Genomic DNA, 20860 nt, shown 5'->3' on the forward strand with positions numbered 1-20860 from the left:
GAGAGGTCCTCCGCATGTTCCTGACCATCACTACCACCGGCACTCCCGAACTCCCCGCCACCGATCTCGGTTTCCTGCTGCACAAGCATCCCGAGAAATCGCAGGAGTTCTCCACGTCCTACGGCAGGGCCCACGTCCTCTACCCCGAGGCGGATGCCCAGCGCTGCACGGCGGCGCTCTTGCTGGAGGTCGACGCGGTGGCACTGGTCCGGCGCGGCAAGGGCAAGGGGCGCGGCGGCGCGCCCGACGCGGCGCTCGCGCAGTACGTCAACGACCGCCCGTACGCGGCCTCTTCACTGCTCGCCGTCGCGCTCAGCGCGGTCTTCTCCAGCGCCATGCGGGGCGTGTGCAACGCCCGCCCCGAGCGCGCCGCACAGCCGCTGCCGCTGCGTATCGAGGTGCCCGCACTGCCCGCGAGGGGCGGTGGCGACCTCGTACGGAAGCTCTTCGCGCCGCTCGGCTGGACCGTCACCGCCGAACCGGTCGCGCTGGACGCCGAGTTCCCCGAGTGGGGCGACTCGCGCTACGTGAGCCTCGTACTGGAGTCGGAGACGCTGACCCTCGCCGAGGCGCTGCGCCACCTCTACGTCCTGCTCCCGGTCCTCGACGATGCCAAGCACTACTGGGTGGCGCCCGACGAGGTCGACAAACTGCTGCGCGCCGGTGAGGGCTGGCTGCCCGCGCACCCCGAGCAGAAGCTGATCACCAGCCGCTATCTGTCCCGCCGTTGGTCCCTGACCCGGGACGCGATGGAGCGACTGGAACTCGTACGGCTCGCCGAGGCCGACGACAGCGAGGTCGAGGAGATCGACAACGCCGTCGAGCCGGAGACGGAGGCCGAGGAGAAGCCGACGCCGCTCGCCGTCCAGCGACGGGACGCCATCGTCGAGGCGCTCAAGGCGTCCGGTGCCGCCCGCGTGCTCGATCTGGGCTGCGGGCAGGGCCAGTTGGTGCAGGAGCTGCTCAAGGACACCCGGTTCACCGAGGTCGTCGGCACCGATGTGTCGATGCGCGCGCTCACCATCGCCGGCCGCCGCCTCAAGCTCGACCGCATGGGGGAGCGGCAGGCCGCGCGCGTCCAGCTCTTCCAGAGCTCGCTCGCCTACACCGACAACCGCCTCAAGGAGTACGACGCCGCCGTGCTCAGCGAGGTGATCGAGCACCTCGACCTGCCCCGGCTGCCGGCCCTCGAGTACGCGGTGTTCGGCGCCGCCCGCCCGAGGACGGTCCTGGTCACCACCCCGAACGTCGAGTACAACGTCCGCTGGGAGACCCTCCCGGCCGGACACGTCCGGCACGGCGACCACCGCTTCGAGTGGACGCGCGCCGAGTTCGGGGAGTGGGCCGGAAAGGTGGCCCAACGGCACGGCTACGACGTCGAGTTCGTGCCGGTCGGGCCCGACGACCCCGAGGTGGGACCGCCCACCCAGATGGCCGTGTTCAGGATGACCACTGTGAAGGAGGCGAAGGCCGCATGACGAACGAGACCGAGACCCCCGCGAAGGCGCGCACCCTGCCGGTCACCGACCTCTCCCTCGTGGTGCTGATCGGCGCCTCCGGCTCGGGCAAGTCCACCTTCGCGCACCGCCACTTCAAGCCGACCGAGATCATCTCCTCCGACTTCTGCCGGGGCCTGGTCGCGGACGATGAGAACGACCAGAGCGCCAGCGGGGACGCCTTCGACGTCCTGCACTACATCGCCGGCAAGCGGCTCGCCGCCGGCCGCCGCACGGTCGTCGACGCGACCAGCGTGCAGCAGGAGAGCCGACGCCAACTGATCGACCTGGCACGGCAGTACGACGTGCTGCCCATCGCCATCGTGCTGGACGTGCCGGAGGAGGTGTGTGCCGAGCGCAACGCCAGCCGCTCCGACCGGGCCGACATGCCGCGCCGGGTCATCACCCGCCACACCCGCGAACTCCGGCGTTCCCTGCGGGGTTTGGAGCGCGAGGGTTTCCGCAAGGTGCACATACTGCGCGGTGTCGAGGACATCGAGAACGCCACGGTCGTCACCGAGAAGCGCTTCAACGACCTGACCCACCTCACCGGCCCCTTCGACATCATCGGCGACATCCACGGCTGCGCCGCCGAACTGGAGACCCTGCTCGGCAAGTTGGGCTACGACGACGGTGTCCACCCGGCGGGCCGTACGGCCGTCTTCGTCGGCGACCTCGTCGACCGCGGCCCCGACTCGCCCGGCGTGCTGCGCCGCGTGATGTCCATGGTCGGCTCGGGCAACGCGCTGTGCGTACCGGGCAACCACGAGAACAAGTACGGCCGCCACCTCAAGGGCCGCAAGGTCCAGCACACCCACGGCCTGGCGGAGACCATCGAGCAGATGGACGGGGAGACCGAGGAATTCCGTTCGCAGGTACGGGAGTTCATCGACGGACTCGTCAGCCACTACGTCCTCGACGGCGGCAGGCTGGTGGTCTGCCACGCCGGCCTGCCCGAGAAGTACCACGGCCGCACCTCCGGCCGGGTCCGCTCGCACGCGCTGTACGGCGACACGACCGGCGAGACCGACGAGTTCGGCCTGCCGGTGCGCTACCCGTGGGCCGAGGACTACCGGGGCCGCGCGGCCGTCGTCTACGGCCACACCCCGGTCCCCGAGGCCACCTGGCTCAACAACACCATCTGCCTGGACACCGGTGCGGTCTTCGGCGGCAAGCTGACCGCGCTGCGCTGGCCGGAGCGGGAGTTGGTCGACGTACCGGCCGAGCAGGTCTGGTACGAGCCGACCCGCCCGCTGCGCACGGAGGCCCCCGGCGGCCAGGACGGCCGCCCGCTGGACCTGGCGGACGTGCACGGCCGCCGGGTGGTGGAGACCCGGCACGCCGGCCGGGTGTCGGTCCGCGAGGAGAACGCGGCGGCGGCCCTGGAGGTCATGAGCCGCTTCGCGGTCGACCCGCGCCTGCTGCCGTACCTCCCGCCGACGATGGCCCCGACGGCGACCTCGCACGTCGAGGGCTATTTGGAGCACCCGGCCGAGGCCTTCGCGCAGTACAAGGACGACGGTGTCGCGCGGGTTGTGTGCGAGGAGAAGCACATGGGCTCGCGGGCGGTGGCGCTGGTGTGCCGGGACGCGGAGACCGCGGCCAAGCGCTTCGGTGTGGAGAACGGCCCGACGGGCTCCCTCTACACCCGCACCGGCCGCCCCTTCTTCGACGACCCGGCGGTCACCGAGGAGATCCTCGGCCGCCTGCGCACGGCAGTCGAAGAGGCGGGCCTCTGGGCCGAGTTGGAGACGGACTGGCTGCTGCTGGACGCGGAGCTGATGCCGTGGTCGCTGAAGGCGTCCGGGCTGCTGCGCGGTCAGTACGCGGCGGTCGGCGCGGCGGCGGGTGCGGTGTTCCCGGGTGCGCTGGCGGCGCTGGAGGGTGCCGCAGCGCGGGGTGTCGACGTCACCGACCTCCTCTCCCGGCAGCGCGAACGGGCCGCCGACGCCTCGGCGTTCACCGACGCGTACCGCCGCTACTGCTGGACCACGGACGGCCTCGACGGTGTCCGCCTGGCCCCGTTCCAGATCCTCGCGGTCCAGGGCCGCAGCCTCGCCGGTCTCCCGCACGACGAACAACTCGCCCTGCTGGACCGGCTGGTGGAACACGACAGCACCGGCCTCCTCCAGACCACCCGGCGCCTGTACGTCGACACCGCCGACCCGGAGTCGGTGCGGGCCGGCGTCGACTGGTGGCTGGAGATGACCGGCCGGGGCGGCGAGGGCATGGTCGTCAAGCCGGTCGGCGCGGTGGTGCGCAGCGAGCAGGGCAGGCTGGTCCAGCCCGGCATCAAGTGCCGGGGACGTGAGTACCTGCGGATCATCTACGGCCCGGAGTACACCCGCCCCGACAACCTGACCCGCCTGCGCGGCCGCTTCCTGAACCACAAGCGGTCCCTCGCGATCCGCGAGTACGCGCTCGGTCTCGAAGCCCTCGACCGGCTGGCCGAGGGGGAGCCGCTGTGGCGGGTGCACGAGGCGGTGTTCAGGGTGCTGGCGCTGGAGTCGGAGCCGGTGGACCCTCGGCTGTGAGGGAGGCTGAGCGCCCGGGGGATCCTGGGCGCTCAGCCGACCAACCGCAGTCGCTGCCCGCACACCCCGACCCGCACCACCTGCCCCCACGTCAACTCCACCGCATCCCCCTCCATCCCGTCCCCGAACACAATCAACTGCTCGGATTCAACGGTGAGTTGAAGCAACGCCTGACCAGCCAGCCCGCCCGCCACCAGGGACGTCCCGGTGGCGGGCGACGGCCACGCCTCCCGTACGAACCACACCAGCCTGTCCTCCGAGGGGTGTGGCAGGGGCAGGGTGCTGCCCCGCTCCTGCCACACCGACCGGAGCCATCCCGTGGCCCCGGTGCCCGTTCCCACGAGCACCCCGGAGGACGCCTGGGCCTCGACGACACCCCCGTCGCCCTCCAGGCCCAGGCGGTATCGGGCCGTCTGATGTCCGACGGCTCCCAGATAGATCTCGTTGAGCGCGACCAGCCGCTGGGTGTCGTCGGCGACCGCCTCGACCATGGTCAGTTCGTCCACGCCGGTGCCGGTGGCCTGGGCCGAGGGCAGCAAGGCGGTGGCGGCCGACGGGCGGTGCCGTACCAGGACGCCCGGGTTGCGTCCGGGGTCCGTGTCGAAGCCCAACACCGGTTGTCCGGCGAGGTACTTGGCGACGTTCGCGACCAGGCCGTCCTGGCCGACGACGGCCACCACGTCCTCCGGGGCGAACAGGAAACGGTCCAAGTCGGCCCGCTCCACCTGTGTCTGACGCCAGGTCAGGGGAACGGCCGACGAGACCTCGGTCAGCGCCCTCCTCGTCCGGCGGTGCCGCTCGGCGACCTCCTCGATGTCCCGGCCCCGCGACCGCAGGAAGAACGCGGCCTGGCCGTGCGTCCCGTGCCGGGCCACCAACTCCTCGTACTCCGTGGTCCGATGGACGAGGACGACCCGTGGTGCGAGGCTCACGCCCGCTCTCCGGCACCGAGCCGGGCGAGCAGGCCGGTCAGCACGTCCGGCGAGATGGTGACGCTGTCGATGTTCGGCAGGTTCTCCGCGAGCCGCGTCCCGGTGAGCGCGTTCAGCGTCGTGACATCGACATCGGCGTGCACCCTGAGCCACGCCGCCTGGGCCTGCGCCCGGGCCTCACCCACCTCGCGCGCGCCTTCGGCCTCGGCACGGGCGAGCCGTACCGAACGCGCCGCCTCGGCGTCGGCGAGCCGTACCGTGCGGGTGGCCTCCGCCTCCGCCCGTACGCCGTCCGCCGCCGCGTGCTCCTCGGCCTCGCGGCGGGTGTTGGTGCCGCGTTGGTCGACCAACTGCTCCTCGCGGCGGGCGAGTTCGATCTGGCTGTCCAGTTCGTTCTCGGCGATCGCGCGCTCCCGCTCGACGGCCACCGCCCGCCGTTCGTAGGTGGCCTTGTCCGCCTCCTGCTGGATCTGCTCGCGCGCCGGGGTGCGCAGCGCCCGCTCCACCTCGGGCTCGGGCCGCAGCGCCATCACGCGGACGGCGACCACCTCGATACCGGTGGCCGGCAGCCGGGGTTCGGCGTTCAGCCCCGCCGCGACGCGTTCCCGCACCGCCGTCACCCCGTCGACCAGCGCGGCCGAGAGGGGCGTACGGGCGAGGACGGCCAGGGCGTGCTGCTGGGCCGTCTCCGTGAGCAGGGTGCCGAGTTGTTCAAGGGGCGCGCCTCTCCATACGCCCGTGTCCGGGTCGACGGAGAAGTCGAGCCGGGCACACGCCAGGGCCGGGTCGCTGATCCGGTAGGTGACGGTCGCCTGGACCGCCACGTCCTGGAAGTCGGACGTACGGGCATGGAAGGTCATGGCCAACTCCCGGTCGTCGACCGGTACTTCGGAGAGTGCGGCGGTCAACGCGCGGAACCAGAAGCTGAGTCCGGGCCCGTCGTGCAGCAGCTTGCCCGAGCGGTGGTGCCGGATGTGCGCCGTCGGTGCCCCGCGCAGATGGCGCCAGCCCAGGCGCCGGGTGATGTCGGCCATCAGTCCCTCAGATCCCCTCAGATCCCGCATCGATCTCGTCAGTGCGACGATAATCGCGTGGCCCACTTGTCGTCAAGGGGACGAAAAGAAGGGGCAGTATGAGAAGTAAGGGGGTGAACTCCGCCCCGGATGGTCAGGATGGAGACATGGCACTCCATGTCGACTCCGAGACCGGGCGGCTGCGTCGCGTCATCCTGCACCGGCCGGATCTTGAGCTCAAAAGGCTCACCCCCGAGAACAAGGACGCCCTCCTCTTCGACGACGTGCTCTGGGTGCGCCGGGCGCGCGCCGAGCACGACGGCTTCGCGGACGTACTGCGCGACCGGGGCGTCGCCGTCCACCTCTTCGGCGATCTGCTCGCCGAGTCCCTGGCGATCCCGGCGGCCCGAGCACTCGTCCTGGACCGCGTCTTCGACGAGAAGGAGTACGGCCCCCTCGCCACCGACCACCTCCGCGCCGCCTTCGAGACGCTGCCCGCGCCCGAGCTGGCCGAGGCGCTCGTCGGCGGCATGACCAAGCGGGAGTTCCTGGACGCCCACGCGGAGCCGACCTCCGTCCGCTTCCACGTCATGGAACTCGACGACTTCCTCCTCGCCCCCCTCCCCAACCACCTCTTCACCCGCGACACCTCCGCCTGGATATACGACGGCGTCGCCGTCAACGCGATGCGCTGGCCGGCCCGGCAGCGCGAGACCGTCCACTTCGAGGCGATCTACCAGCACCACCCGCTCTTCCGCGCGGAGAAGTTCCATGTCTGGTCCGAGGGGCAGGCCGACTACCCGTCCACCATCGAGGGCGGGGACGTGCTCGTCATCGGGAACGGGGCGGTGCTCATCGGCATGAGCGAGCGCACCACCCCGCAGGCCGTCGAGATGCTCGCCCACAAGCTGTTCGCCGAGGGGTCCGCGCGGACGATCGTGGCGCTCGACATGCCCAAGCGGCGCGCCTTCATGCACCTCGACACGGTGATGACGATGGTCGACGGCGACACCTTCACCCAGTACGCCGGGCTCGGCATGCTGCGGTCGTACACCATCGAACCGGGCGTCGGCGACAAGGAGTTGAAGGTCACCGACCACCCGCCGGAGCACATGCACCGCGCGATCGCCGCCGCCCTCGGGCTGAACGAGATCCGCGTCCTGACCGCCACCCAGGACGTGCACGCCGCCGCGCGCGAGCAGTGGGACGACGGTTGCAACGTCCTCGCCGTCGAGCCCGGCGTCGTCGTCGCCTATGAGCGCAACGTCACCACCAACACGCATCTGCGCAAGCGGGGCATCGAGGTGATCGAGATCCCCGGCAGCGAACTGGGCCGGGGCCGGGGCGGACCGCGCTGTATGAGCTGCCCGGTCGAACGGGACGCCGTATAGCGAGGCGGGGGGCGGGCTGCTGTATAGAAATGCTAAGAGTCGTATAGAATTCCAAAAGTCCTTGTACCCGCATCTCTGGAGCGCCCCCATGGCGACAGTCCCGACCGCCCTCGCCGGCCGCCACTTCCTCAAGGAGCTGGACTTCTCCGAGGAGGAGTTCCGCGGCCTGATCGAGCTGGCCGCCGAGCTGAAGGCCGCCAAGAAGTCCGGGGGCGAGACGCGGTACCTGCGGGGCAAGAACATCGCGCTGATCTTCGAGAAGACCTCGACACGCACGCGCTGCGCGTTCGAGGTCGCGGCGGCCGACCAGGGGGCCTCGACGACCTATCTCGACCCCTCGGGCTCGCAGATCGGGCACAAGGAGTCCGTGAAGGACACCGCGCGGGTGCTCGGCCGGATGTTTGACGCCATCGAGTACCGGGGGGACAGCCAGGCCGCCGTGGAGGAGCTGGGCGCGTACGCGGGCGTCCCCGTCTACAACGGGCTCACCGACGACTGGCACCCCACCCAGATGCTCGCCGACGTGCTCACCATGACCGAGCACAGCGACAAGCCCCTCAAGGAGATCGCCTTCGCCTACCTCGGCGACGCCCGGTTCAACATGGGCAACTCCTACCTGGTCACCGGCGCGCTGCTGGGCATGGACGTCCGGATCGTCGCCCCGAAGTCGTACTGGCCCGCCGAGGAGATCGTCACCGCGGCCCGCGCGCTCGCCGAGCGGAGCGGTGCCCGCATCACGCTCACCGAGGGGATCGAGGACGGTGTGGCGGGCGCCGATTTCGTCGTCACCGACGTGTGGGTGTCGATGGGGGAGCCCAAGCAGGTCTGGGACGAGCGGATCGCGGCCCTCGCGCCGTACGCCGTGACCATGGACGTCCTACGGGCCACCGGCAACCCGGACGTCAGGTTCCTGCACTGTCTGCCGGCCTTCCACGACCTCGGCACCAAGGTCGGCCGCGAGATATACGAGAGCCACGGCCTCGACTCCCTGGAGGTCACCGACGAGGTCTTCGAGTCGCCCCACTCGGTCGTCTTCGACCAGGCGGAGAACCGGCTGCACACGATCAAGGCCGTGCTGGTGGCCACGCTGGCCTGAGGCCCCGGCTACGCGGGACGCCGCTGCGGCGGTACGACGGGCAGCCTGAACCAGACCGCCTTGCCCGACCCGACGGGGCGGTGGCCGCAGGACGAGCTGAGGGCGCGGATCAGCAGCAGGCCGCGCCCGTGCTCCTGCCAGGGGTCGGGCGCCTCGACGACGGGCCTGGTCAGACTCCCCGGCGGCTCTGGGTCGGGGTCGTGCACCTCGACCTGGCAGCCGCCGGGCAGCAGCTCGACCACCAGCTCTATGGGGGCGTCACCGGCGGTGTGCTCCACCGCGTTCGCGACCAGCTCCGCCGTCAGCAGCTCCGCGGTGTCGCTGTCGGCCGTGTGCTTCACCTCGGACAGAGCCGTACGGACCAGGGCACGGGCCACCGGCACGGCCGCGGCGGTGTGCGGCAGTGCGATGCGCCAGGAGGCGGAGGCGGAGGGGCGTTCTTGCAAGGCGGGTCCGTTCATGGAGCAGGCTGTCCTGCTTTCAACTATATGAATGGTACGGCGCCCTTTGTCAGAGTCTCTCGGCGGGCACCGCGGGGGACCTTCGTCCCGGTACCGAGCGGCATACCCCGTTCAACGGTCCCTCCCGCATGACTGCTCCCGTTGTTACCGCGCTATAGACGACTCGTGACGAACGCCCCCAAGCCCCGTCCGGTTCGGGGGCTTGAGGGCGTGGGAAAAGGCGGGGAAAGCGGTGTCTACGACAGGTCGGCCATACCCGCCGTGAGCGTCGCGCCGTCCGCCGGGTCGATCACGATGAACGCGCCGGTGCGGCGGGAGACCGCGTAGTCGTCGAGCGCGAGCGGCTCGGCGGTGCGCAGGGTGATCCGGCCCAGGTCGTTCGCGGTCAGCTCGGCCGCGCCGCCGAGGTCCCTGACGATCGCCTTGACCGTGCGGGAGGTGTGGCGCAGCAGCACCCGGTCGCCGACCCGCAGCGGACGGTCGGCGAGATGACAGACTGCGGCCCGGACGTCCTGGGTGAGCGCGGGCGAGTCGGCCCCGGCGGTGATCATGTCGCCGCGCGACACGTCCCGCTGGTCGGCGAGACGCAGACTGACCGACTGCGCCGCGTACGCCGCGTCGGCCTCCGTGCCGAGCACGGAGATCCCGGTGATCTCGGAGGTCTCGCCGGAGGGCTGCACCGTCACCCGGTCACCGACCCGCAGTGACCCGGACACCAACTGGCCCGCGTACCAACGGACTTCGCCGTCACGGATGACGTACTGGACCGGAAAACGGGCCGGGGCGTCGGACGGGTCGGCACCGACCGGCACTTTCTCCAGGAACTCCAGCAGGGCCGACCCCTCGTACCAGTCCATGTGCGCCGAACGGTCCACCACGTTGTCGCCGACGATCGCCGACACCGGGATCGGCGTGAAGGACGGCAGCCCCAACTCGGCCGCGTGGCCCGCGAATTCCTCGACGATCCGCTCGAACACCTCCTGCTCGTACCCGACCAGGTCCATCTTGTTGACCGCCAGCACCACGTGGGGCACCCGCAGCAGCGCGGCCACGGCGGCGTGCCGCAGGGTCTGCTCGACGACCCCGTTGCGGGCGTCGACCAGGATGATCGCCAGCTCGGCGGTGGAGGCGCCGGTGACCATGTTGCGGGTGTACTGCACATGGCCCGGGGTGTCGGCGAGGATGAACCGCCTGCGCGGGGTGGCGAAGTAGCGGTAGGCCACGTCGATGGTGATGCCCTGTTCGCGTTCGGCGCGCAGGCCGTCGGTGAGGAGCGCGAGGTCGGGGGCGTCCTGGCCGCGGTCGGCCGACACCCGCTGCACGGCTTCGAGTTGGTCGGTCAGGACCGACTTGGAGTCGTGCAACAGCCGTCCTACGAGCGTGGACTTGCCGTCGTCGACGGAACCCGCCGTCGCGAACCGCAGCGTGTCGATGGTGGTGGTGCTCATGTCTAGAAGTACCCCTCGCGCTTGCGGTCTTCCATCGCGGCCTCGGACATCTTGTCGTCGGCCCGCGTGGCGCCCCGCTCGGTCAGCCGGGAGGCGGCGATCTCGGCGATCACGTCGTCGAGGGTGGCGGCCTCGGAGTCGACGGCGCCCGTGCAGGACATGTCGCCGACGGTCCGGTAGCGCACCTGCCGCTTCTCGACGGTCTCGCCGGCCTTCGGCCCGCCCCACTCACCCGGGGTCAACCACATACCGCCGCGGTTGAAGACCTCGCGGTAGTGCGCGAAGTAGATGTCGGGCAGCGCTATGTGCTCGCGGGCTATGTACTGCCAGACGTCCAGCTCGGTCCAGTTGGACAGCGGGAAGACGCGGACGTGCTCGCCGGCCGCGTGCCGCCCGTTGTAGAGGTTCCACAGCTCGGGCCGCTGCCGACGCGGATCCCACTGCGAGAACTCGTCCCGGAGGCTGAACACCCGCTCCTTGGCGCGGGCCTTCTCCTCGTCCCGGCGGCCGCCGCCGAAGACGGCGTCGAAGCGCTCGGCCTGGATCTTCTCCGTGAGCGGCAGGGTCTGGAGCGGGTTGCGGGTGCCGTCGGGACGTTCGCGCAGCACACCGCGGTCGATGTAGTCCTGTACGGAGGCCACATGGAGACGCAGCCCATGGGCGGCCACCACACGGTCGCGGTATTCGAGGACCTCGGGGAAGTTGTGTCCGGTGTCCACATGCAGCAGCGAGAACGGCACCGCCGCCGGCGCGAACGCCTTCAGCGCCAGGTGCAGCATGACGATCGAGTCCTTGCCGCCGGAGAAGAGAATCACCGGCCGCTCGAACTCACCCGCCACCTCACGGAAGATGTGCACCGCCTCGGACTCAAGCGCATCGAGGTGAGAGAGGGCGAAACTCACACCAGCCCCCGCTCGGACAGCACCGCGTACACCGCGTCCGCCGACTCCTGCGGGCTCTGCGTCTGCGTCGGCAGGGTGAGCGCCGGGTCGGTGGGCGGCTCGTACGGGTCGTCGACGCCGGTCAGACCGGTCAGATGACCCGCGGCCTGGCGGGCGTAGAGACCCTTGACGTCGCGCTCGCTGCACACCTCGACCGGGGTCGCGACATGCACTTCGATGTACGGCGTCCCGCTCGCCTCGTGCCGCTTGCGGACGGCCTCGCGGCTGTCGGCGTAGGGCGCGATGACCGGGACGACACAGAGCACGCCGTTGCGCGCGAGCACCTCGGAAACGAGGCCGATGCGCTGCACATTGGTGTTGCGGTCCTCGCGGGAGAAGCCGAGACCGGCGGAGAGGAAGCGACGCACCTCGTCGCCGTCGAGGACCTCCACGCGATGCCCCTCGGCCTTCAGACGGTCACCCAGATGTCTCGCGATCGTCGTCTTACCCGCACTCGGCAGTCCGGTGAGCCAGACGGTGGCTCCCTGAGCCCTTGCCGTGGTGGTCATGCGCAACAGTCCTCTTTCTTACCCGACGAGCGACGTCGTCGAAGGCTAGGTAAGAACTCTGAGAGGACCTGCTAAGGAACCTGAGGTTTAGCTGAGTGACTCGTGGTGCGCAAGAGGTCACGAGCCCTCGACATGAACTGTTCATAATCGGCGGCCACGGCCGCTACGGCGACTGCGGCCACACGCCCGCGAACACCGCCCCGGCGTCCCGCAGCCGCTCGTGCAGCGCCCGGAACACCTCGCCCGAGCGGGTGCCCGGCCAGTCGCGCGGGAGGAGGCTCGCGGGCAGTCCCGGGTCGACGTAGGGCAGATGGCGCCAGGAGTCCAGGGCGAGGAGGTAGTCGCGGTACGCGTCCTCGGGCGGGGTGTCCGCGCGGCCCTCCCAGTCGTCCAGCACGGGTGCGTGGCGGTCGAGGAACGCCTCGTGCTGCCGGGCGATCGCGGTGAGGTCCCACCAGCGGGCGACGGCCTCGGCGGTCGCCGCGAAGCCGAGGTGCTCGCCGCGGAAGAAGTCCACGTACGGGTCGAGCCGCAGCCGCTGGAGGATGTGCCGGGTCTCCTCGTACAGGCGGGCGGGCGCGATCCAGACGCCGGGGGTGGCGGTGCCGAAGCCGAGGGCGGACAGCCGGGAGCGCAGGATGTGCCGTTTCTGGCGTTCGGACTCGGGGACGGAGAACACCGCGAGGACCCAGCCCTCGTCGTCCGAGGGGGTGGTGGCGTAGATGCGCCGGTCGCCGTCGTCGAGCAACTGCCGTGCCTCGGGCGAGAGTTCGTACCCGGCGGCACCCTGGGCGGTGCGGGCGGGCAGCAGCAGCCCGCGCCGTTTGAGCCGGGACACCGAGGAGCGCACCGAGGGCGCGTCGACGCCGGCCGCGGCCAGGAGCCGGATCAGTTCCGCGACCGGGACAGGGCCGGGCACGAAACGGCCGTAGGCGCCGTAGAGCGTGACGATGAGAGACCGTGGAGCAGGCTGGTCGGACACGTTGATCATCTTAGGTCGTCAGCATCGCTGCTGGTCACCTCGGGTGCGCAAGCTGATCCTCTACGGTTCGTCGGTCACCGTGGGCAGCGCGTCCCGGGAAGACGATCACGGGCGTCGGTCGGGCGGAACGGTCAGGCGGCGACGGCGAGTTGGTCCGCCGGGATCCGGTGCGGGGCCACGATCCGGCCGTCGGGCAGCAGGGCGCCGGTGTCGTCGAAGACGATCGCGCCGTCACACAGCAGCGTCCAGCCCTGTTCGGGGTGGGCGGAGACGATGTGCGGGGTGTCGGTGTCGGTCACGGGGCACGAGGGCTGGTGGGAACACATGGCGTACCTCCACGTCGGATGCGATCCGTGCCGGCGGCTCCGTCGCCGCCCTGCATCGCATATACAGACCATCCTCCCGTCGCGAACTCATCGGAACCGCCCGCTGTGAAGCGTGACAACACGCGGACAACACTCGGACGGTTCCACGACGCTCGGTGCGGACTCGCCACCGAAGGAGTGAGGATCACGGGAGTCGGGGCGGCTGACCGGTACCTGTGGAGCCCTCTGCTTCGACTTCAGGAGGTATTCCCATGTCCATGCGTTCCGCCCTCGGTTCGGCGGCCGGTGCCGCGCTGCTCCTGGTGGCCGCCGCCCCGGCCGCGACCGCGTCCGCCGACCCGTCCGAGACGGTGACCGTCGACCCCACGGGCCGTATCGCCGCGGACGGCACCGTCACCCTCTCCGGCACCTACCGCTGTGTCGGCAACTCGGGCCCGGTGTTCGTCAGTTCGTCCGTCTGGCAGGACAACTCCTCGGTCCATCACGGCATCGGCGGCAGCCAGGCGGTCTGCGACGGTGTCGAGCACGCCTGGGAGAACTCGGGCAAGACCTCGCCCGACGCGCTCACCCCCGGCGCGGCCCAGGTCGAGGCCACCGTGCTGGAGCTCTCCCCGCAGGGCGGCCTGCCCCTGCCGGTCTTCCACGCGACCCAGCGGCAGGACATCACCCTCACCAAGAGCTGAGCTGCGGGTCAGCCCGTGGTGGCGTCAACGCGGCCCGGCGATGGGGGAGTTACCCGCCCACGCTGGGCCGCGTGCCAGCGGCGCAGGGCGAGCGCGAAGCCGAGACCGGCCAGCAGCGCGGGCAGGGCCGTCGCCATCGTGAGCGAGCCCACCCAGTCGGGGTTCAGTTGCCGGGTCAGACCGCTGGTGTACCGGCACGTCGCCTGCGGCGGGAAGAAGCCGGGGTCCAGGGTCGTCGGCACCTGGCTTCCCCAGTCCGCGCCCGTCGAGCAGGCCGACGACGGTCCCGCGAGCAGTTTCCATCCGGTCAGCAGGTACAGCGTGAGAAATACGGAGCCGCTCACGAGGAACGCCGCCCCGGTGCGGCGGAGTTTCGTGACCGGGGACATCGGCACGACCCGGGCGCTGTCGACGCGTGGGTCGAGAAACTCGGCGATCATGGCCACCAGCAGGCAGCCGGCCATCGTCACCAGGGCGGCCCAGAGCAGCAGCCCCAGCGCCCATCCGCCGCCGATCGAGGTGACGTCCCCGTTCCGGAACTCGCAGACGGTGGCGGGCGGAAACGCCTGGTTCCGCACATGCAGCAGCCGGCCCGGTCCCTTCGTGAGCCCCTGCATGCACTCCTCGCCGAACCCGAGCATGCCGAACAGGGCGAGCCCGGAGCCGAGCACCAGCACACAGAACGCGATGCCGGCCACGGCCCACAGGCCGTCCGTCCGATAGCCGAAGTGCGTCCGCGCGTCCGGCATCAGTGCTGGGTGTTGCTGGCCCAGATCGGCGTCGAACCGGCGTAGATCACCATGTTGCCGTCGCCCTGGAGCCTGAGGGTGGCACCGTTGTGGCCCGGGGTCTGGCTGGCCCAGACGGCACGGTTGTCGGAGGTGTAGACGACGAGGTTGCCGTCCGCCTGGAAGACCGCCTGGTAGTTCGAACCGAAGGTCATGGTGGCCCAACGGGCCTTGTTGTTCTCGTCGTACAGGACCAGGTTGCCGTCGGTCTGCATGCGCAGCCGGGCCTTCTTCGCGTTGAGGGACTGGCCGGAGTTCAGCACGCGGGTGGCCGTGACAAGGATGTCCGACGGCAGGCTCGACTGGGACGTGGTGGTCGAACTCGTCCCGGACTTTGCGGTCGACGTGGCCTTCTTCGGCGTCGGTGAGGCGGTCGGCTTCCTGGTCTTGACCGTGGTCGGCTCGCTCACCGGTTGCGCGACGGACGTCTTGGCCGGAGTGGTGTGGTGCGGAACGGCCTTCGGCGTGGCGGACGGGGTGGCGGAGGGGCTGGACGAGGCGTAGGCCCCGGCGCCCTGCGTCGCGCCGCCCCCGAGCACGGTGCCCGCCTGGTCGGCGACGACACGATCGTGGTTCTCCGGCGTCCGGTCCCGGCTCATCAACAGCCCCGGCACGGCGATCAACAACGCCCCGAGCACCGCGGCACCGGCCAGCAACGGCCGCCCGGGCCGCCCGACGGACGCGGCGGCGCCTTCCGGGGCGGGCCCGTCCCCCTCGGGAACACTCGCGGCCAGTGCGGCGGGGGCCTCGGCCGGGGCGGCTTCCGGCTGCGTGGGTTCCGCTGCGGTTTCCGCCGTGCTGGTGGGGGGCGGGGTCAATTCCGCTGCGACGGTCTCGGCGGAGGGTTCCTCCGCGAGGGATGCGGCGGATACGGATCCGGGGGAGCGGGAGGAACTGGGCTCGCCTGAGCGGGACTTGGGGTTCTCCCCGCGGCCCGACGCAGGACCGGCCGACTGCGGCGCGGTGGCGGTCTCCGCGGAGAGTTCCGCTGCGACGGAGGCGGCCGAGATCGCCTCGGGGGACTGGGGGGAACGGGGCGTGCCTGGGCGGGACGGGGATGCCTCGCCCGCCATGTCGTCCCCGGTGGGCTTCGGCGTGAGGCTCGCCGCCGACGGGGCGGCCCCTGCGGCTCCGGAAGACGCAGGGGAACCGGGCATGCCCGTAGGGGACTTGGCCGCCTCGCCCGCAGTACTGCCTTCCCCGGAGAGTTCCTCCGCGACGGACGCGGCCGATACGGCCCGAGATGACCCGGCGGAACCGGCCTCGGCCGAGCTGGACTTGGGTGTCTCGCTCGCCGCAGGTGCCGACCTCGCCGTGGGCGCGGTGGCCGAGGGTTCTGACGTTGTCGGTTCGGTCCGGTCTGTCATCCGCGCTGTCCGCCCATTCGCCCAGCAGTCCGTCGTACGCCTGTGTGGACAATCCTATTCACGCTTCTCCACGCGCATGGCCCAACAACGGTTCCTTTCCCACGAGTTAACAATCGTCACGCGCAAGCCCCGGCGCTGGTACGGCTGTTGCGCGACGGCACATAATTTGCCGTACGGCATGATGGGGTTGGCCGCAACCGACGGGTGCCGACACGAGGAGGTCTGCTGAGTGCGCCAGGTACTGACGGTCTGTCCGGAGGGCACCGGGGATGCCCGGACGATCGGAGAGGCCCTGGCCAGGGCGCGCGGCGGCGCGGTGCTGAGCGTGCGCCCGGGGACGTACGAGGAGAACCTCGTCGTGACCACGCGGGTGACCATCGTCGCGGAACAGGCGCGCGGCACCGTCCGGTTGGCGCCGCGCAAGGGCATCGTGATCTCGCTGCGCGTGGACGCGGTGATGCTGACCGACCTGGTGGTGCAGGGCCACGACGAGGAACAGCCCGCCGTGGACGCCTCGCACGGGCAGGTCGCGATGCAGGGCTGCGATCTGTCCGGCGCCTCGTGGACGACCGTACTGGCCCGCAACTCCGGCTCGTTGGCGATGCGCGAGTGCCGGATATCCAACCGCACCGGCGCCGGTGTCGTGGTCACCTCGCCGACCGAGAGCTCCCTGGAGTCCTGCACCCTCGAACACCTCGGCACCAGCGGTGTGGTGATCGGCGAACGCGGCCGGGCCACCCTGCGCGGCTGCACGGTGCGGGACGCGCGAGGCAACGGCGTGCTCGCCAACGGCGACGCCCAGGGTTCCGTGGAGGACTGCGACCTGGCCTCCACCGACAAGCCGTCGCTGGCCCTCGAAGAACGCAGCGCGGTACGGGTGTTGAGGACCGTGATCCGCGACACCTCGATCGGTGTGCATGTGACCAGCGCGGCCCGCTGCGAGCTGGAGGAGGTGCGGGTCACCGGCAGCAGCGGCCCCGGCATCATCGTCTCGCACGGCAGCGACCCGGTACTGCGCCGCTGCCGCACCGCCCGCACCACGGGCAACGGCCTGCTGGTGACGGACCGTTCGCGCGGCACCTACGAGGACTGCTGGCTGACCGGCGCCCAGATGGCGGCGCTGCGGGTGGCCGGCGCCTCCTCGCCCACGCTGACCTCGCTGACCGTCCGGGACGGCGAGAGCGACGGGGTGCTGCTTGAGGAGGACTCGGCTGCCGAGCTGGAGCGCGTGGAGATCGTCGACGTCAAGGGCGCCGGTGTGGTGATCCGGGGCAATGCCAACCCGCTGCTGCGCCGTGCCCGGATCACCGGCGCGGGCGGCTGCGGTGTGTCGGTGCGCGACGGCGGGCGCGGCCGGGTCGAGGACTGCACGGTCGAGACACCGGGCGGCGCGGGCGCGGAGATCGCGGCGGGCGGCAACGTCTACCTCGCCGGATTCCGCGTCAACAACCCCGGCGGCTCCGCTCTGGAGATCGGCGGCGAGGGCACGGCGGCGATCCGCGACGGCGAGCTGGTCTCGGCCGGCGGCTGCGGTGTACTCGTGGACACCGGCGGCGAGTTGACGGCCAACCGGGTGCGGACCGCCGCTGCCGCCGAGCACGGTTTCCTGGTCCGCGACGGCGGCCGGGCCTCGCTGAACGGCTGCGAGGCGGCGGGCAACGAGCGCGACGGCATCCGCGTCGAGTCGGAGGCACCGGTCTCGGTGGTGGGCTGCACGGTCCGTGACAACAAGGGCGGCGGCCTCGTCCAGGCCAAGGCCGGCGGCCGACTGGCCGTGGAGAACCTCACCAGCACCGGCAACGAGTCCCGCGACGCCTGGGGCTTCGGCGAAGCCGAGGGCACCGACCCGGCCGGCACCGTACCGGAGTCGGAGGGGCCCGGCCGTCCCGACGGACCGATGGCCGCGCTGGAGAGCCTCATCGGCCTGGACAACGTGAAGGAACAGGTCCGCACCCTCGTCAACCTCACCCAGCTCGCCCGGCGCCGCGCCCAACTCGGCATGTCCGCACCGCCGATGAGCCGCCACCTGGTCTTCGCGGGCCCGCCCGGCACCGGCAAGACCACCGTGGCCCGCCTCTACGGCACGATCCTCGCCGAGTTGGGGGCCCTGCGCTCCGGACACCTGGTCGAGGTCTCCCGCGCCGACCTGGTCGCCCAGGTCATCGGCGGTACCGCCATCAAGACCACCGAGGCCTTCGAACGGGCCCTGGGCGGCGTCCTGTTCGTCGACGAGGCGTACACCCTCACCTCCGACTCCCGTGGTTCCGGAGCCGACTTCGGGCGGGAAGCCGTAGACACTCTTCTGAAGCTGATGGAGGACCACCGCGAGGACGTGGTGGTCGTGGCCGCGGGCTACTCCGACGAGATGCGCAGCTTCCTCGGCTCCAACCCCGGTCTGGCGTCCCGTTTCTCACGGACCGTCGAGTTCGAGAACTACTCGGTGCCGGAGCTGGTGGAGATCATGGAGAGCATGTGCGTACGCCATCAGTACGCGCTCGCCGACGAGACCCGCCTCGCGCTCGCCGTGCACTTCGAGCGCATACCGAAGGACGCCGGGTTCGGCAACGGCCGTGCCGCACGGCAGGTGTTCGAGGAGATGGTGGACCGGCAGGCGGTACGGCTGGCCGCGCTCACCGACGTCACCGAGCAGGACCTCTCGCTGCTGCTGCCGCAGGACATCAGCGAGGAGGCGGCCCGCACCGCCGCCGATGGGCCGAACGCCACCGACCCCGGCGACGACGCGCTCAGCAGGCTGGACGCGCTGGTCGGACTCCACGCGGTGAAGCGGGACGTCACCGACCTCGTCAACCTGGTGTCGACGGCCAAGCAGCGCGAGGCCGCCGGACTCCCGGTGCCCCGCCTCAGCCACCACCTCGTCTTCACCGGCCCGCCCGGCACCGGCAAGACCACCGTGGCCCGCCTCTACGGCGAACTCCTCGCCTCCCTGGGCGTGTTGCCGCGCGGCCAGCTGGTCGAGGTGTCCCGCGCCGACCTCGTCGGCCGATACGTGGGCCACACCGCGCAGTTGACCCGCGAGGTCTTCGAACGCGCCCTGGGCGGCGTCCTGTTCGTCGACGAGGCGTACACCCTCACCCCGCGTGAGGCGTCCGGGTCCGACTTCGGCCGGGAGGCCGTGGACACCCTGTTGAAGTTGATGGAGGACCACCGCGACAAGGTGGTCGTCATCGTCGCGGGCTACACCCAGGAGATGGAGACCTTCCTCGCCTCCAACCCGGGGCTGTCCTCCCGGTTCTCGCGCCGCGTGGAGTTCGCCGACTACTCCTCCGACGAACTGGTCACCATCGTCCGCGAGCACGCCGTACAACTCGGATACGAGTGCGCGGCCGGGCTCGGACCGGTACTGCGGCAGCACTTCGACGGGCTGCCCCGCGACCGGTCCTTCGGCAACGCGCGTACCGCCCGCCAGATCCTGGAGCGGATGATGACCCGGCAGGCGGGCCGCCTCAGCAGACTGGCCGTACCCAGCCTCGACGACCTGCGGCTGCTGCTCCCGGAGGACCTCGCCGACCCGGCCGGTGCCTCCTCCACCCCCAGCGGGGCGGCCCGGGCATGACGACGACACCTGGCAGGGTCTCCGCCGCCGCTCTGGCACTGCTGCTGATGGCCTCCGCGAGCGCGCTCGGCGCGGAATCCGCGGCGGCGGCCGGTGGCAGCACGGTCCAACTCCCGGTACTCGCTTCGCAGTTGGACGCCGACGCGGCCTGTACGGCGGGCTCGGACCAGCGGGCCACCGACGTGCCCTGGGAGCAGGTCTCGCTCCAGCTCAGCCGGGCCTGGAAGTTCGCGTCCGGCTCCGGGGTCACCGTAGGCGTCGTCGACACCGGTGTCTCGGACTCCGCCCCCGCGCTGAAGGGGCGGGTGACGGCGGTCGGCGACGCCGGGACGGACTGCGTGGGACACGGCACCTTCGTGGCCGGGCTGGTCGGGGCCGCCGTAGAAGAAGGGGTGCGGTTCGCGGGCGTGGCGCAGCAGGCGCGCATCCTCGCCGTGCGCGGCAGCGACGCCCGGGGCAAGGTCACCGCCGACCAGGTCGCGGACGGCATCCGGGCCGCTGTGGACGGCGGTGCGGAGGTGGTCACCGTGTCGGCGGCGCTCGGCGGGGACACCGCCGCGCTGCGGTCGGCGGTGGCGCTGGCCGCGAAGAAGGACGTCCTGGTGGTTGCCGCCGCCGTACCGGACACCCCCGCGACGGCGACCTCGGCGACGGACTCTCCACCCGCCCGCGACTACTACCCCGCCGCCGACGACGGCGTCCTCTCCGTCCTCGACGTGGACGTCGACGGCAAGCGGCCGACCGGCGCGTACACCACCGACAGCGCCTCGATCTCCGCGCCCGGCGACGGGGTGGTCGGCATCGGCCCCGCGAAGGACGGCCACTACATAGGTTCCGGGGCGTCACTGGCCGCCGGGTTCGTGGCGGGAACGGCGGCGCTGGTGCGCTCCGTCCACCCGGACCTGACGGCCGCACAGACCGCGACCCTGCTGCGCACTTCCGCCTACCCGGCCGACGTACCCCGCCTCGATCCGTACGCGGCCGTCACCTCGGTGCTGGGCGCGGACTCCGCACCGATCCGCGACGACGCCGGTTCCCCGGTGCGGTTGCCGGCCGACAAGGCGGCCGGCCCCCTCCGCCGCGCCCTGTGGCCCGCGTCGGCGGGCCTGGCGGTGATCATCGCGGTGATCTGGCTCGGCCTTGTCCTGCCCCGGGGACGGCGCCTGGGCTGGCGCCCGTCGCGGCCGGAGAGTACGCAGGGTACGGAGGGCGCCGCGAGCGGTGTCCCGGTGGGCGCGGGTGTCCAGGGGGCGACGGAGAGCTGACGGGCGGATCGATCGTGAAACGGTGCGGCCCCGGGCGACCAACAGTCCCCCGGG

General features: G+C 71.3%; 17 protein-coding genes. 7 read left to right on the forward strand and 10 right to left on the reverse strand.

Going from position 1 to position 20860, the window contains the following annotated elements; all coding sequences use genetic code 11:
* Positions 1-14: 14 nt before the first annotated feature.
* Entirely contained in the window at positions 15-1478 is a 1464-nt protein-coding gene (locus tag ABZT04_RS35545) for a 3' terminal RNA ribose 2'-O-methyltransferase Hen1 (RefSeq protein ID WP_356061756.1), read from the forward strand.
* Positions 1475-4030, forward strand: a complete 2556-nt coding sequence (locus ABZT04_RS35550; RefSeq protein ID WP_356061758.1) for a polynucleotide kinase-phosphatase — start codon at positions 1475-1477, stop codon at positions 4028-4030. The genes ABZT04_RS35545 and ABZT04_RS35550 overlap by 4 nt, the downstream gene beginning before the upstream one ends.
* A gap of 32 nt (positions 4031-4062) precedes the next feature.
* Here the strand turns inward: ABZT04_RS35550 and ABZT04_RS35555 are convergent, their stop codons facing one another.
* Both ABZT04_RS35555 and ABZT04_RS35560 read right to left on the reverse strand, forming a co-directional pair.
* Positions 4063-4962 (reverse strand): hypothetical protein, encoded by a 900-nt coding sequence (locus ABZT04_RS35555; protein ID WP_356061761.1) that lies wholly within the window; start codon positions 4960-4962, stop codon positions 4063-4065.
* On the reverse strand, positions 4959-5996 hold the full coding sequence (locus ABZT04_RS35560) for an SPFH domain-containing protein (RefSeq protein ID WP_356061764.1): 1038 nt from the start codon (positions 5994-5996) through the stop codon (positions 4959-4961). The genes ABZT04_RS35555 and ABZT04_RS35560 overlap by 4 nt, the downstream gene beginning before the upstream one ends.
* Before the next feature lie 146 nt (positions 5997-6142).
* Between ABZT04_RS35560 and ABZT04_RS35565 the strand changes: the two genes are divergently transcribed.
* Together ABZT04_RS35565 and argF are read left to right on the forward strand one after the other, a co-directional pair.
* Positions 6143-7366: an arginine deiminase gene (locus ABZT04_RS35565; RefSeq protein WP_356061766.1), complete on the forward strand. Its 1224-nt coding sequence runs from the start codon at positions 6143-6145 to the stop codon at positions 7364-7366.
* Positions 7367-7454: 88 nt separating this feature from the next.
* Positions 7455-8462: an ornithine carbamoyltransferase gene (gene argF / locus ABZT04_RS35570; RefSeq protein WP_356061769.1), complete on the forward strand. Its 1008-nt coding sequence runs from the start codon at positions 7455-7457 to the stop codon at positions 8460-8462.
* A gap of 8 nt (positions 8463-8470) precedes the next feature.
* Here the strand turns inward: argF and ABZT04_RS35575 are convergent, their stop codons facing one another.
* The 6 genes from ABZT04_RS35575 to ABZT04_RS35600 all read right to left on the reverse strand — a co-directional run bounded on the left by ABZT04_RS35575 (position 8471) and on the right by ABZT04_RS35600 (position 13129).
* Entirely contained in the window at positions 8471-8923 is a 453-nt protein-coding gene (locus tag ABZT04_RS35575) for an ATP-binding protein (RefSeq protein ID WP_356061772.1), read from the reverse strand.
* Positions 8924-9159: 236 nt separating this feature from the next.
* Positions 9160-10371 carry a GTP-binding protein gene (locus ABZT04_RS35580; RefSeq protein WP_356061774.1) on the reverse strand — a complete coding sequence of 404 codons (1212 nt, stop codon included), beginning with the start codon at positions 10369-10371 and terminating at the stop codon, positions 9160-9162.
* A gap of 2 nt (positions 10372-10373) precedes the next feature.
* A complete protein-coding gene (cysD, locus tag ABZT04_RS35585; RefSeq protein WP_356061777.1) occupies positions 10374-11273 on the reverse strand; it encodes a sulfate adenylyltransferase subunit CysD in 900 nt (299 codons plus the stop codon).
* A complete protein-coding gene (cysC, locus tag ABZT04_RS35590; RefSeq protein WP_356061780.1) occupies positions 11270-11821 on the reverse strand; it encodes an adenylyl-sulfate kinase in 552 nt (183 codons plus the stop codon). The genes cysD and cysC overlap by 4 nt, the downstream gene beginning before the upstream one ends.
* A gap of 163 nt (positions 11822-11984) precedes the next feature.
* Positions 11985-12812: a PaaX family transcriptional regulator C-terminal domain-containing protein gene (locus ABZT04_RS35595; protein WP_356061783.1), complete on the reverse strand. Its 828-nt coding sequence runs from the start codon at positions 12810-12812 to the stop codon at positions 11985-11987.
* Positions 12813-12934: 122 nt separating this feature from the next.
* A complete protein-coding gene (locus tag ABZT04_RS35600) occupies positions 12935-13129 on the reverse strand; it encodes a DUF5999 family protein (RefSeq protein WP_356061786.1) in 195 nt (64 codons plus the stop codon).
* Between the two features lie 251 nt (positions 13130-13380).
* On the opposite strand from ABZT04_RS35600, the gene ABZT04_RS35605 reads away from it, so the two are divergent.
* Complete coding sequence (locus tag ABZT04_RS35605) at positions 13381-13812, forward strand: DUF6299 family protein (protein WP_356061789.1); 432 nt, start codon at positions 13381-13383, stop codon at positions 13810-13812.
* An 8-nt stretch (positions 13813-13820) separates the two neighbouring features.
* Here the strand turns inward: ABZT04_RS35605 and ABZT04_RS35610 are convergent, their stop codons facing one another.
* Both ABZT04_RS35610 and ABZT04_RS35615 read right to left on the reverse strand, forming a co-directional pair.
* Positions 13821-14561 carry a hypothetical protein gene (locus ABZT04_RS35610; protein WP_356061792.1) on the reverse strand — a complete coding sequence of 247 codons (741 nt, stop codon included), beginning with the start codon at positions 14559-14561 and terminating at the stop codon, positions 13821-13823.
* Positions 14561-15757: a hypothetical protein gene (locus tag ABZT04_RS35615; protein WP_356061795.1), complete on the reverse strand. Its 1197-nt coding sequence runs from the start codon at positions 15755-15757 to the stop codon at positions 14561-14563. Before ABZT04_RS35615 ends, ABZT04_RS35610 begins: the two co-directional genes overlap by 1 nt.
* 439 nt (positions 15758-16196) lie before the next feature.
* On the opposite strand from ABZT04_RS35615, the gene ABZT04_RS35620 reads away from it, so the two are divergent.
* Together ABZT04_RS35620 and ABZT04_RS35625 are read left to right on the forward strand one after the other, a co-directional pair.
* Positions 16197-19541 (forward strand): right-handed parallel beta-helix repeat-containing protein, encoded by a 3345-nt coding sequence (locus ABZT04_RS35620; protein WP_356061798.1) that lies wholly within the window; start codon positions 16197-16199, stop codon positions 19539-19541.
* Positions 19538-20806, forward strand: a complete 1269-nt coding sequence (locus tag ABZT04_RS35625) for a S8 family serine peptidase (protein WP_356061801.1) — start codon at positions 19538-19540, stop codon at positions 20804-20806. Before ABZT04_RS35620 ends, ABZT04_RS35625 begins: the two co-directional genes overlap by 4 nt.
* Positions 20807-20860: the final 54 nt, after the last annotated feature.

It is taken from the genome of Streptomyces sp. NPDC005492, from assembly GCF_040605995.1.
GTDB lineage: Bacteria > Actinomycetota > Actinomycetes > Streptomycetales > Streptomycetaceae > Streptomyces.

What these genes read in the sequence shown, in the direction of transcription:
- ABZT04_RS35610 (WP_356061792.1), bottom strand. Translation starts at nt 14,561, where the DNA reads ATGCCGGACGCGCGGACGCACTTCGGCTATCGGACGGACGGCCTGTGG.
- ABZT04_RS35595 (WP_356061783.1), bottom strand. Translation starts at nt 12,812, where the DNA reads ATGATCAACGTGTCCGACCAGCCTGCTCCACGGTCTCTCATCGTCACG.
- ABZT04_RS35565 (WP_356061766.1), top strand. Translation starts at nt 6,143, where the DNA reads ATGGCACTCCATGTCGACTCCGAGACCGGGCGGCTGCGTCGCGTCATC.
- argF (WP_356061769.1), top strand. Translation starts at nt 7,455, where the DNA reads ATGGCGACAGTCCCGACCGCCCTCGCCGGCCGCCACTTCCTCAAGGAG.
- ABZT04_RS35580 (WP_356061774.1), bottom strand. Translation starts at nt 10,371, where the DNA reads ATGAGCACCACCACCATCGACACGCTGCGGTTCGCGACGGCGGGTTCC.
- ABZT04_RS35600 (WP_356061786.1), bottom strand. Translation starts at nt 13,129, where the DNA reads ATGTGTTCCCACCAGCCCTCGTGCCCCGTGACCGACACCGACACCCCG.
- ABZT04_RS35550 (WP_356061758.1), top strand. Translation starts at nt 1,475, where the DNA reads ATGACGAACGAGACCGAGACCCCCGCGAAGGCGCGCACCCTGCCGGTC.
- ABZT04_RS35560 (WP_356061764.1), bottom strand. Translation starts at nt 5,996, where the DNA reads ATGGCCGACATCACCCGGCGCCTGGGCTGGCGCCATCTGCGCGGGGCA.
- cysC (WP_356061780.1), bottom strand. Translation starts at nt 11,821, where the DNA reads ATGACCACCACGGCAAGGGCTCAGGGAGCCACCGTCTGGCTCACCGGA.
- ABZT04_RS35605 (WP_356061789.1), top strand. Translation starts at nt 13,381, where the DNA reads ATGTCCATGCGTTCCGCCCTCGGTTCGGCGGCCGGTGCCGCGCTGCTC.
- ABZT04_RS35625 (WP_356061801.1), top strand. Translation starts at nt 19,538, where the DNA reads ATGACGACGACACCTGGCAGGGTCTCCGCCGCCGCTCTGGCACTGCTG.
- ABZT04_RS35545 (WP_356061756.1), top strand. Translation starts at nt 15, where the DNA reads ATGTTCCTGACCATCACTACCACCGGCACTCCCGAACTCCCCGCCACC.
- ABZT04_RS35575 (WP_356061772.1), bottom strand. Translation starts at nt 8,923, where the DNA reads ATGAACGGACCCGCCTTGCAAGAACGCCCCTCCGCCTCCGCCTCCTGG.
- ABZT04_RS35615 (WP_356061795.1), bottom strand. Translation starts at nt 15,757, where the DNA reads ATGCCCGGTTCCCCTGCGTCTTCCGGAGCCGCAGGGGCCGCCCCGTCG.